5 protein-coding genes and 4 pseudogenes are annotated in these 12,607 nt (G+C 64.8%); 5 read left to right on the top strand and 4 right to left on the bottom strand.

All coding sequences use genetic code 11. From position 1 onward, the window contains the following. Nucleotides 1-31: 31 nt before the first annotated feature. The 3 genes and pseudogenes from CYU59_RS24305 to CYU59_RS24295 all read right to left on the bottom strand — a co-directional run. Nucleotides 32-1,405: a Y4yA family PLP-dependent enzyme gene (locus CYU59_RS24305; RefSeq protein WP_293003735.1), complete on the bottom strand. Its 1,374-nt coding sequence runs from the start codon at nt 1,403-1,405 to the stop codon at nt 32-34. Next, nucleotides 1,396-2,415, bottom strand: coding sequence for an ornithine cyclodeaminase (locus CYU59_RS24300; RefSeq protein WP_293003733.1), 1,020 nt, complete (start codon nt 2,413-2,415; stop codon nt 1,396-1,398). The genes CYU59_RS24305 and CYU59_RS24300 overlap by 10 nt, the downstream gene beginning before the upstream one ends. Before the next feature lie 187 nt (nt 2,416-2,602). Next, a pseudogene (locus tag CYU59_RS24295) lies at nt 2,603-3,610 on the bottom strand (PLP-dependent cysteine synthase family protein); the annotation flags it as partial. Between the two features lie 1,534 nt (nt 3,611-5,144). On the opposite strand from CYU59_RS24295, the gene CYU59_RS24290 reads away from it, so the two are divergent. Then, a complete protein-coding gene (locus tag CYU59_RS24290; RefSeq protein ID WP_293003731.1) occupies nt 5,145-5,438 on the top strand; it encodes a hypothetical protein in 294 nt (97 codons plus the stop codon). Nucleotides 5,439-5,570: 132 nt separating this feature from the next. Here the strand turns inward: CYU59_RS24290 and CYU59_RS24285 are convergent, their stop codons facing one another. After that, on the bottom strand, nt 5,571-5,861 hold the full coding sequence (locus CYU59_RS24285) for a metal-sensitive transcriptional regulator (protein ID WP_293003728.1): 291 nt from the start codon (nt 5,859-5,861) through the stop codon (nt 5,571-5,573). A gap of 489 nt (nt 5,862-6,350) precedes the next feature. Between CYU59_RS24285 and pstS the strand changes: the two genes are divergently transcribed. The 4 genes and pseudogenes from pstS (at nt 6,351) to CYU59_RS24265 (ending at nt 12,584) form a co-directional block, all read left to right on the top strand. Continuing rightward, a complete protein-coding gene (pstS, locus tag CYU59_RS24280) occupies nt 6,351-7,448 on the top strand; it encodes a phosphate ABC transporter substrate-binding protein PstS (RefSeq protein ID WP_293003726.1) in 1,098 nt (365 codons plus the stop codon). Between the two features lie 17 nt (nt 7,449-7,465). Beyond that, nucleotides 7,466-9,441, top strand: a pseudogene (locus CYU59_RS24275) (serine/threonine-protein kinase PknD). 295 nt (nt 9,442-9,736) lie between these two features. Then, nucleotides 9,737-10,906 (top strand): annotated as a pseudogene (locus CYU59_RS24270) (permease); the annotation flags it as partial. Nucleotides 10,907-11,043: 137 nt separating this feature from the next. After that, a pseudogene (locus CYU59_RS24265) lies at nt 11,044-12,584 on the top strand (multicopper oxidase family protein). The last annotated feature ends 23 nt before the right edge of the window (nt 12,585-12,607 follow it).

Genomic DNA, 12,607 nt, shown 5'->3' with positions numbered 1-12,607 from the left:
GCTCTACGGCTCGATTGCACCGCAGACACATTCACGGGCGGGCGGCGTGGTCATCGAGTTGCCAACGTAGTCGTCCCAGGTTGTCGCAGGCCACAACGATTTTGGGGGGCAACGCGCGTTGGTGGAATTCGGATTCGTTTTTGTCCATCTGGTAGCCGGCGGTGTTCGGGTAGATCAACAGGTCTCCGTGGCGTGGGTCGCGCGCCATGAGGACTTTGCGCCAGGTGAGCATGTCGTATTCCAGACAGCTGGCGCCGGCAACGCAGCAGCGCACCGGTGTGCTGGTCGAGACCTGCTTGTCGGCGTAGGCCGGCCACAGCACGGGGTCGGGCAGGAATTCACTGGATTTCCATTGCTCTGAGATGCTCATGCTCACCCCGTCGACGGTGATGATGCCGTAGTCGCCTCGCCGCTTGAAGCCTTGGACGGGGAAAACGGTGAACCCGGCCCCGTCGAGCAGGGCGCGCCCGGGCTCGACCAGCAGCGTGGTGTCGGTGGCGGCGAACCGCTCGCCCAGCGTGCGGTGGCCGCTGCCGGTGCGGGTTTGCAGGATGGCGCTAAGCATCTGCGCTCCGGTCGGGGTCTGATGGTAGGGGTAGAAGTGGGTGAACGTTTTGCCGCTGTGAAAGTCCGACTCGTGGCGATCACGCATGAACCGGGCCCAGGTGTCGGCGTCAACGTAGCTGACCGCGAACCCGCCGCCGATCGAAATGGCGGTCGCTGCTAGGCCTTGTGCGCGCGCCGCAACGAGACGATCGAGCAGGTGGTCGGCCAGTTGTGCCCGCGGTGTGACTTCGTAGCCGCTCAGATGAAACGAGAAGCCTTCCATGGTGACCTGGAAGCGTTGCGTCATGCAGCGCTGCAGCGCCGCATCTAGCTCGGCTGCACCCAACCCGAATCGGCTGTCGGGGTTTGCCTCAGGGAGCACGCGCAGCAGGATCCGGGCTGGTTCGCTATGAGGGGTTTGTGCGAGCAGGCGCTCAAGCTCGTCGAGTGCGTCGATGGCGATCAGACACCCGTGGCGTGCCGCCAGCCACAGGAGCTGCTCACTTTTCGCGGGTCCGGTGATCACGATATCGGTGCCTCGCACACCGCGGCTCAGCGCGTGAACCAGCTCGGCGGCGCTGGACGCGTCGACGCCGGCGCCGGTGTGGGCGCATACCGACAGCCAGCAACCCGCCTTATTGGCTTTCTTCGCGAAGTACACCCGCCCGCGTACCCCTGAACCATCGAGAACGTCCGTGAACGTCCGCAGGTTGTCGCCGAATTGGGGCGGGTGCACCACATGAAACGGGCCCCCGACCCCGTGGGCAATGTCGCCGAGCAAGGTCGGATGAGCGGCCACGTCGCGCGACCAGGCCACGGGGGCGGCCGGCAGGGATACAGGGTGCGACGTCAACTCCACAGACGGACCTCCTGTCCACGCCCGCGGGCGATGGCCTGGGTAGCCAACGCGTGAGCCACCGGAATGTCGGTGATGGCCATCCCGCTATTGAACACAAACACCCGGTCGGTGGGTTCGTGCCGCGCGGGTACCGTGCCGGCAAGGACGTCGGGCAACTCGGCATCAAGCATCAGTGAACCGTCGTCACCGGCGAACCGTCGACCGGTGACGGCCAGCTGGCCGGCGTTGGTCGCCATCTTGTAGTCGGCATCACGCAGCGACGAGGGGTGCACTCCGGTCCCGTTGACGGAGATGAACACCGCGCCTGGCTTGAGCCAGCTGGTGCGCAGTTTTGTTTCGGTAGCCGGACCAGCTGATGTCGCCACCATCACATCGGCCTCGCCGGCGGCGTGTTCGGGATCGGTGACCACGTCGACATCGCGGTCGGGATGGTTGTCGCGCAGATAAGCACGCACCGAAGCGATTCCGTCGGGATGAGTGGCGAACAACATCAACCGTTCGAGGTCAGGAAGAGCGGCCAGCAGGAATGGAAACGTTTCTCGCCCTTGAGCCCCGGAGCCGGCCACCAGCGCGGTGCGCGCCTGCGGGGTGGCGCAGGCGCGCGCGATCAACGCGGTGCTGGCAGCGGTGCGCAAGGTGGTGACTCGCGAGCAGTCCATGAAGGCGATAGGCACACCTTCTGTGTCGTCGTAGAGGGTGATGGTGATGTATTCCTTTTTGCCGCAATCGTTTTGCATGTAATAGTCTTTGAACGCGCTGACCTGGAGCCCACCGTCATAGCCGGGCATCGCATAGGCTGCCGAGTCGCGATAGGGCGAGCGCATCATGATTTTGGGCGGGGCCACCGACGAGCCCTCGGCCACACGCAGATAGGCGCCTCGTACCGCTGTGATGACATCGGCGGGGGCGAGGGGGATGTCGGCGAGATCGCTGTGAGTCAAAACCGGCAACGCCACCTTCTCGCGGGACAGGATGCACTGGACTGGTTGACTGGGCGCAGCTGAGTTCATGGAGTGGGTGTCCGTTTCTGTGGTTTGTGCACAGGCCGACCAATCGCGGATCGGTGTGTATGGGCGCGGAGTCCTTGAGCGGTGCCCAAGGGGCTTAGGCTGAAATGCTGACACCACCACCGGCAGCCGAATCCAAAACCGTTGTCGGCCAGCGTGATTCGGTGATCGGCTGCGCGATGAGCGTCGTGGGGTCAACGACGGTGGTGCAGCGTGTCCACCGCTTGATGACGCTTTGGGTGGGGCTGTCGACGTGTTCGGGCTCACCGGGCGGCTCGGTGTCAAGCAGCCCATGCTGCTGGCAGTAGTCATCGTTGTAGATGGTGTCGAAATAACGGTGCGGGCCGTCGGGGAACACCGCCGCAATGCGGGTGCCCGTGGGGTAGTTGCGAGCCGCCCAGCCGGCCACCAGCGCGACGGCGCCGACGCTCCAGCCACCACTGGTGTAGTAAGTGGCCGCCAGGGTGCGGGCCGCCCACACCGCTTCTGCCGGAGCCACCCAATGCACCTCGGCGAAGGCGCTGTAATCGACGTTGCGGGGGTAGATACTTGACCCCAGTCCACGCATAAGTCGCGTACTGGCCGGTTGCCCGAAGATGGTCGAACCGATGGTGTCGACGCCGATGAGCTGCAGAGCGGGGTTCGCGCGGCGCAACACCCGAGCGATGCCGGCCGAATGACCGCCGGTACCCACCGAGCACACCAGCACGTCGATGTCGCCGAGCTGGTCGAGCAGCTCTTCGGCCAGCGGCCGGTAGGCGTCGACATTGTCGGGGTTGTTGTATTGATCAGGGCACCACGCGGTCGGCTCGGTCGCCAGCAGTTCGGCGACCCGGTCCTTGCGGGCTTGCTGCCAGCCGCCGACCGGGTGCGGTTCTGCGACCACGTCGACGCGGGCGCCGTACGAGCGCAGCATCTGCTGGATAATGGGTTCCAACCCGGGGTCGGTGACCAAGGTGACGGGATGGCCGTACACCATGCCCGCTAGCGCCAATCCCAGTCCCAGTGTTCCGCTGGTTGATTCGATGATGGGCGCGCCGGGCATCAGGTCGCCGCGCAGCCGGGCACGCTCAACCATGTGCATGCCTGGACGGTCTTTCATGCCGCCGGGGTTGGCGCCCTCTAATTTGGCCCAAAATCCGCGGTCACCGCAGCCAAACGGATCCGATACCCACAGCACCGGGGTGTTGCCGACCATCGCTCCGACCCGACGGTATTTCTCGGGTGCCGGGCGGCACGTATCGCAGCTGGGCCCGCACTGATGAGGGGCTGATCGCGCACCCTGGCCGATTAGCCGGTCACGCGAATGCGCGCTCTGGCGCTGGTCCAGCATGGCGGGCGCGTGAAAAGGTAGCAGGTTGTTCATGGGTCCTCGCCTGACAGCGGGGCCGCGGCAGCGAGCGCGGCCGTTGACAATGGTCGGCAATCACCGTCCGTCGTGGCTGAGCACAACGGGCTGACGCTGACCGGTCAGCGGCGCGAGAGGCAGAGCTGAAGTAACCGATCGTGACGAGAAATGCTGCTATGCGCTCGAGGAGGAGGACTACGTCCGGCCAAAGCCACCGCCGGGACCACACCAACCGGAACGGTCAACGCCGTGAACACGGCACCCGATGCCAGCACCCCATCGGTCACCGGGCGTGGCAGCACCGCGGCGGCGAGCTGCTCTGGGTGGTAAGGGTGCGAGCCATCGCTGAGGTGGGCGTGAGCTCCGTCGACGGAAAACTCCCCACCCAGCGACGACAGCAACGGGTGCGCCGCAAGATGAGTGTGAGGGTCGGATTCCTCACTGTGATGAGCACCGATGCCTATGAGCGTGAACAGCACGGACGCGACCGCGAACACGATGGTCGATACCGCGGTGAGCGGCGTTCGAGGCCGTAGGTGAGACGATGAACGGTGCTGACCGTACTGCGTCCACCCAGACTCCGACACCTGTGGTGTCGGAGTCGCCCCGGGAAACACCTCCATACCTTCGAGCTTATACCCCCCTACCGTATTGGTAAAGCGGAAGGCGGGGCTGAGACGTTATCGAGACGAATGTCAGCGGAGGGCGGTCTGCCCCCGCAACGCGCTGACTGACCCTCGATGGGCTGATCTGAAATTTGCCGTCGCCGGCGGCCATTTCCCCGCCTTGACGGGGGTGCGGTCTGTCGCGGTGGCCTAGACCGGCGGCAGCGAGAGGCCTCTCGGCGGCGTTGCGCGATCATGCTTAGCGGAAATTGCCGGGGCGGCGGCGAAACCGGAACACGGACCGTCGACAACGCCGTGAAGGGAGCTAGCAGTAACGTCGTGATCGACGCCGGGATGAGCCGCGTAGTGCTGTATCGCGGTGGTATCTACGCAAACATTTCGGCGCAGTCCGCATCGGCAAAACCTTGATTGCTGTGTGGTTTGGCTAGGACATCGGTGGTGAGTAACGCCTTCGGGACAGCAAAGCCTGGTCACCGCCGTCCTGCTCTGGCCACGGTTCCACACCGACCTGTTCGCTAGCAGCGAAAGCGGCCTTTAAGCCGCTCACCGACACCGCGCCACGGCCGCTCGCCGTTATCCGATCGGAATGGAAACCCCTAGTGTCATACCATACCGGGGTATAGTATCAACGGTGAACGTGATATGGCGAGACGACGCGAAATCCGCCCTCGGGGCGAGCATCTCGCGTTGAGACCCGCGGAGCGCCGTCGAGCCCTGTCCGGATCACCACCAGGAGTCATCGGCACGGAAGGACGATCATGCACAGCACACACCTGGCCGCCAGCGGCCTCATCACCGCCGGCCTCGGCCTTATTTCCCTCATGGGTGCTTCGCCGGCCCAGGCGTCACCGGCGCCGCCGCCCGCGGCCCACAGTGTCACCTGCCCCGGCGGCCGCGACGTCCGCTACCTTCCGGACCCCAAGGACGCCAATGCGTACTTCGTCTGCCGCGATGGCGTGCAGACCCAGCACATCGCCTGCCCGCCGATCGCGAAACTGATCTTCACGACACCCCCGCGGTGCGCACCGCAGAGCAACCACCACATGGCGTGATCGACGGCGACTCGGCACGATCGAACGTGCCGAGTTACTGGTCGATGCAGTCACCGACGTCCTGCACCAGAGCACTGAATGGGCACGCCACCAGACGGTTTGCCGCGGCCGGCGCGAAATCGCTGCAATTGACTACGATCGAACGAGTCGAGCGATCGCGGCCGAGGCCTCGGCGATTTTCGCCTCCGCGTCCTGGGCGTCGTCGCCGATCGCCTCAGTGACGCAGTGGCCGAGGTGATCGTTGAGAAGAGTCAGCGCCACCGACCGCAGGGCGCTGTTGACGGCGTTGATTTGGGTGAGGACGTCAATGCAGTATTTATCCTCGTCGATCATTTTCGCGATGCCGCGCACCTGACCCTCGACTCGGTTCAGCCGCGCAGCATACTTGCGCTTGCCCCCTGAGTACCCCGGTGCGCTGGCCACCCGGCGAGTCTACCCGACCATACCCCGGCTGGGTATGCGCGAGCGCAATGGCAACCGCGCTCCCGCGCTGCCACACTTCCCCCGCGCACTCCGGCCAGCAGGGGTTCTGACCCGTCACCCAGTGGCGGGAGTCGCCACGTACGCATGCGGCATTCTATATTGACATATACCCCATAGGGGTATATGATGACAGCACCGTCAGTAGCGAGTGACCCTCGGCCAATGAGCTGAGCGTCGCGCTCTTACCGTGAACCGCACGCGTTTCGGCACGCGCCGCAAGTTGAGCGCAACTTGCCTGCTGATCCAGCATTTGCCAACCGAAAATTCTGCACGAGACGTTACGCGATAATTCATCCCCGGCGTCGCTCATACCGATCCGTGCGAGTCAAAACACGCGATGCCTCCGCCCGTATGCTAATGAGCAAACAAGGAAAGTTAATAATTCGACATTCTTTCGGACGTCACCCCCGCGTGGGAGATTGGAGTTCTGTGGAATCCACCGGAACAGGGGCCGCAAGTATTTTAGTGGTTAGCGCACTGATTCTGTCGGCGTGCGGCGCCAAGACGACCAATCCTTCGGGATCCTCGGTGAAAGTGGAATGCGGCGGTAAGAAGGAACTTGCCGGAGCGGGCGCTACCGCACAGCAGAACGCGGTCCAGCGTTTTGTTTACGTCTATTCCCGCGCGTGTCCCGGTCACGCGCTGGACTACGACGCAAATGGCTCCGCCGCCGGCGTGGAGCAGTTCATCAAGAACGACGCTGACCTGGCGGGCTCCGGTGTGCCAATGGACCCGTCGACAGGCGAGCCCAATAAGGCGGCGGCGCGATGTGGGTCTCCCGCGTGGGAACTGCCGGCCCTGTTTCAACCAATCGCGGTCACCTATCATGTCAGCGGCGTGACTTCGCTGAACCTGGACGCGCCCACGATGGCGAAGATCTTCAACGGCGGCATTACTAGCTGGGATGACCCCGCAATCAAAGCGCTCAATGCAGGCACCCACCTGCCCTCAATGACCATTCGAGTCATCTACCGCAATGATCAATCCGGTAACTCAGCCAACTTCCAGCAATACCTCGATGCCGCATCCGCCGGCACCTGGGGTAGAGGCCGCGGCGAGACATTCCACGGGGGCGTCGGTGCCGGCGCCGACGGGGATGACGGAGTAACGGCCAGCCTGCAAACCACCGACGGATCGATCACCTACACCGGGTGGTCGTTCGCTTTGGGTAAACAGTTGAACATGGCCCGGATCGTGACATCCGCGGGTCCCGAAGCGGTGTCCATCACTGCCGAGTCGGCCGGCAAAACAATTGCCGGGGCCCGGATCACGGGCCAAGGCAATGACGTGGTGTTGGATACGTCATCGTTTTACAAGCCGACGCAGCCGGGTGCGTACCCGATCGTGGAGCCGACCTATGAGATCGTGTGCTCGAAATATCCCGAGGCGGCGACGGGAACTGCGGTACGGGCATTCCTGCAGGCGATGATCGGTCCGGGCCAAGATGGCTTGGCCCAATATGGGTCCATCCCGCCGCCGGGCTGGCTCCAGTCGCGGCTGACGACAGCGGTGAACGCCATCTCGTGATGACATGAAGGAGTTCGATGCCGAGCAGTGAGGCGGGTTCGCGGGCAGGGTCGCTTTTCGGGCCCTATCGGCTGCTGCGGCTGCTCGGTCGCGGCGGGATGGGCGAGGTATATGAGGCCGAGGACACCCGCAAGCACCGGGTGGTGGCACTGAAGCTGATTTCGCCGCACTTGTCCGCCGACCCGGTGTTTCGCGAACGGATGCAACGCGAGGCCGATGCCGCCGGACGGCTGACCGAGCCGCATGCGGTGCCCATTCACGATTACGGCGAGATCGACGGCCAGCTGTATTTGGACATGCGCCTGATCGACGGGGTTTCGCTGCACACCATGGTGGCGGCCGAGGGTCCGCTGACGCCTCCACGCGCGGTGGCCATCGTGCGACAGATCGCCGCCGCGCTGGATGCTGCACATGCCAGCGGTGTGACGCATCGCGATGTCAAACCGGAAAACATTCTCATCACTGGCGACGATTTCGCTTACCTGGTGGATTTCGGCATCGCCCGCGCCGCAGCCGATCCGGCGTTGACCCACACCGGGACGGTGATGGGATCCGTCAACTACATGGCCCCGGAGCGTTTCACCGGCGGCGAAATCACCTATCGTGCCGATGTCTGCTCGCTGGCGTGTGTGCTGGCGGAGTGTCTGATTGGGTCACCTCCGTATCGGGCCGACAGCATCGAAAGGGCGGTCGGCGCGCATCTAACAGAGCCTGCCCCGCGGCCCAGCCAGCTGCGCCCCGGAATGGTTCCGGTGGCTCTGGATGCGGTGATCGCCAAAGGCATGGCAAAACGCCCCGCAGAGCGGTATCGCAGCGCCGGGGAACTGGCCTCCGCCGCCCACGAAGCACTCACCGCAACTGAGCAGGGCCAGGCGGCCGCGATCGTGCAGCGCGGTGAGAAAGCGACGCTGCCGACCGACGCCACAGGCGCCGGGCTGACCAACGCCGACGCTTTCACCCAGGCCAGGGCGTGGTCACAAATGTCAAGTTCACCTACTGCCCAGCCGGGGCGGACACCGCCTGTCGCGGACATGGGCAGCTGGCGCAGCCGGCCTCACAACCCACACACCGACGGCGCGACGGGCTTTAGCCAATCACCACGCGCCGACGCGCAGCCCGACCGCAAACGCACGCGGATCCTCGTCGGCGCTGCCGCCGTGCTTGTCGTTGTTGCCGTCGGTGTCGCCGGTTATTTCGTCGCGCGGAGGCCGCACTCGTCGGAGTCGGCGTCGGGTCAATCGGAGCTGCTGTTCGCGGGGCTCGACTTTCCCTTCTCCCCGGGCGGGGTAGCGCTGGATACCGTTGGCAGTGTCTACGTCACCAGTCAGGGAATGTATGGGCGGGTGGTGAAATTGGCTGCCGGGTCGCAAGCCCCGGCCGTGCTGCCGTTCACCGGCCTTTACCAGCCGCAGGGTCTGGCGGTAGACGCCAACGGCACGGTGTACGTCGCCGACTTCAACAACAGGGTGGTGAAACTAGCTGCCGGGTCGCAAACCCCGGCAGAGCTGCCGTTCACCGGCCTCAATTTCCCGCAAGGGGTCGCGGTGGACGCTGCCGGCAACGTATATGTCGCCGACCGGGGCAACAACCGAGTGGTGAAGCTGGACATCAAGTCCAACACACAAACTGATCTGCCGTTCACCGGCCTCAATCATCCAGATGGTGTGGCCGTGGACGGCGCCGGCACCGTCTATGTGACCGACTCCGACAACGACAAGGTGCTGAAAGTCGATCCCGGGTCGAGCACTCCGACCGTGCTGCCCATCACGGGCCTCACTGTGCCTTCGGGTATCGCGGTGGACTCCGCCGACGCTGTCTACGTCACAGACCACGAGGGCGACAAGGTGGTAAAGCTGGATCCCGGGTCGATTGCCCCCTCGGTGCTGCCATTCACCGGCGACCACCCAGTGGCCGTTGCGGTGGGCACCAAAAAAAGAAAGTACTTGTCGCTGACAACGGCACCGGCAAGGTGGTGGAGCTCACAGCGAACTAATTGGGCGCTCACCGCCGGCAGCCGTTTGTGAGAACAGGGATACCGACATTGCCCGTTCGCCGGCGCGGTTTTGACCGCAGACACCCAGCCGCTTGACCGAACTGCAGGGCCGCGCTTGAGCCTGTAGATCGTGTTGCCCCGCACGGTATTTCCTCCAGCAGCATCCGAGTTGCGCGACGTCGCCGGTCCATCCGATCGGCGAGGTTGTGATCCGAGCGTGCGGCGGCGGGAGTGCACGTACGCGCACGGGACTCCCCGTTGACTCGATACCCTGGAGGGGTATACGTTGGTCGCGCTGGCGGTGTCGAGCAACGGGGAGGGGCTGGTGATTTTGGTGGGCGCGGTCGGCCATGCGTTGGCGCTGGCGGGTTCGATGACGTGGGAGATCCTGTGGGCCCTGATACTGGGTTTCGCGCTGTCGGCGGTGGTGCAGGCCGCAGTGCGGCGCTCGACGATCGTCGCGTTGCTGGGCGATGACCGGCCCCGCACCCTGGCCGTCGCGACCGTGCTCGGCGCGGCATCGTCGTCGTGCTCCTATGCCGCGGTCGCCCTGGCGCGCTCGCTGTTTCGCAAGGGCGCGAACTTCACCGCCGCGATGGCCTTTGAAATCGGATCCACCAATCTCGTCGTCGAGCTGGGCATCATCATGGCGTTGCTGATGGGCTGGCAGTTCACCGCCGCCGAATTCGTTGGCGGCCCGCTGATGATTGTCGTGCTCGCGGTGCTGTTTCGGCTGTGTGTGCGCTCCCGATTGATCGAGGCCGCCGCCAGCCAGGCCAGCCTCGGGGTCGTCGGGTCGATGGAAGGCCACGCGGCCATGGACATGTCGATACAGGGCGATCGTTCACTATGGCGCCGTGTCGGGTCGCGTGACGGCTTCACGGCGATCTCGCATATTTTCGTCATGGAATGGGCCGCGATCCTGCGCGACCTCGTGTTGGGGTTGCTGATCGCCGGCGCCATCGCCGCGTGGGTGCCCGAATCGTTCTGGCAAACATTCTTCCTCACCCAGCATCCGGCGATCTCGCCGCTGTGGGGACCGATCGTGGGTCCTTTGGTCGCCATCGGGTCGTTCGTGTGCTCGATCGGCAACGTGCCGCTCGCGGCGGTGCTGTGGAACGGTGGCATCAGTTTCGGCGGGGTCATCGCTTTCGTTTTCGCCGACTTACTGATCCTGCCGATCTTGAATATCTACCGCAAGTACTACGGCGCCGCAATGATGTTCACCCTGCTGGGCACCTTCTACGCCGCGATGGTGGCAGCGGGCTATCTCGTTGAATTGCTCTTCGGCGCAACGGGTCTCATCCCGACCGCGCGCAACGCCACCGTGATGCGCGCCGAATTCTCGTGGAACTACACCACCTGGCTCAACATCGTCTTCCTGCTGATTGCCGCCGCGCTGGTGGCCCGCTTTGTCACCTCCGGCGGTATCCCGATGCTGCGCATGATGGGCGGCTCCCCCGATACTGCCGACCAGCACCACCATCACGGCGCTACGAGCGATCCGCACCCGCACAGCGAGTGCACACCGGCACCCGATGAGTCGTCCGGAAGCCGACCGGCGCGCGGCCACGATGAGACGAGCCCGAACACAGATCAACGATGAGTCGTCAGCGACCTACGCCCGTATCGACCGCGACCGAATCACCATCGCCACCAACTGCTTTGAGCCGGCGAGGGTTTGTGACCGCCACCATCGCCGCGGGGCTCACCCTGGCGGGCTGCGGGCGCTCCCCCGCCCCGACCGGCAGTCTTGCCGCCGCCATCAACACCGCTGAGGCCGCACGGCCCCATACCGGGCGCACGGTCGCCGCGTCGTTGACCCCGCAGCCAGCGACCATCGACCTGGGCGGGCCAATCGTGCGCACGCTCGCCTATGGCACCACCGTTCCCGGGCCATTGATCCGAGCCAACGTCGGCGACGAAGTCGCCGTCACCGTCGCCAACCGACTAACCCGCTCGACCTCGGTGCACTGGCACGGCATCGCCCTGCGCAACGACATGGACGGTGCCGCGCCGGCCACACCGGATATCGGCGCGGGCCTCGATTTCACCTACCGATTCTCCGTACCCCACCCCGGCACCTACTGGGCGCATCCACACACCGGTCTGGACGCCGACTACGGCCTGTACCTCCCGGTGATCGTCGATGACCCGGGCGAGACGGGCCGCTATGACGCCGAATGGATCGTCGTCGTCGACGACTGGTCCGACGGGGTCGGCAAATCACCGAAACAGATCTTCGAGGACCTCCGCAGGCCAGCACCGGCCCTCACTCGCGACATGCCCGACATGGGTGCCATGGCCGGCCCACCTGCGGTAGGCACCAGCGCACTGTTGGGCGGTGAAGCCGGCGACGTCAGCTACCCGTTCTACCTAGTTAACGGGCGTATCCCGGCTTCGCCCAGCACGTTTCACGCCAAACCCGGTCAGCGCATCCGGTTGCGGATCATTAACGCCGGATCCGACACGGCCTTCCGGTCGCGTTGGCCGGCCACCCGATGACGGTGACCCACACCGACGGCTACCCCGTGCAACCAACCATCGTCGACGCACTGCTCGTCGGGATGGGTGAACGCTACGACGCGGTGGTGACCGCCGGTGACGGCGTCTTTCCGTTGGTGGCGCTCGCCGAAGGAAAGGATGCGCTTGCTCGAGCGATCCTGTCCACCGGTGCCGGTAGCGCGCCCGACCCGGCCTATCAGCCACCCGAACTGCAGGCCAGGGTGGGCACGGTCGACGTGTTCACCGCAACCCCGGCCGCAGATATTGGATCGGCGCGACCCGACACGCGTTTGTCTGCTGACCTCAACGGTTCGATGATCAACTACGTCTGGACCATCAACGGTCAGCCCTACCCACAGGGCCGGCCGCTCACCGTCAAGCAAGGGCAGCGGGCGGCGCTGACATTCGCCAACGACGGCTCCCGAATGTGGCACCCCATGCACCTGCACGGCCACACCTTCCAAGTAATCAAACCTGACGGCAGCCGCGGGGCGCGCAAAGACACCGTCAGCGTGCTAACCAAGCAGAAGGTGACCGTCGAGCTCACCGCCGACAATCCCGGCGTGTGGATGCTGCACTGCCACAACACCTATCACCAGGCGGCCGGCATGATGACCCGCCTCGACTACACCACCTAACAATCACACGTCGCAGGCAGCAG

Source organism: Mycobacterium sp. (assembly GCF_002863225.1).
In the GTDB taxonomy this organism is placed as follows: domain Bacteria; phylum Actinomycetota; class Actinomycetes; order Mycobacteriales; family Mycobacteriaceae; genus Mycobacterium.
The sequence above is the reverse complement of the archived record's forward strand: the minus strand, read 5'-3'. Positions and strand labels throughout refer to the sequence as shown.

Bases quoted from the DNA above. Each gene is read 5' to 3' on its own strand.
- CYU59_RS24300 (WP_293003733.1), bottom strand. From the start codon at position 2,415: ATGAACTCAGCTGCGCCCAGTCAACCAGTCCAGTGCATCCTGTCCCGC.
- CYU59_RS24290 (WP_293003731.1), top strand. From the start codon at position 5,145: ATGCACAGCACACACCTGGCCGCCAGCGGCCTCATCACCGCCGGCCTC.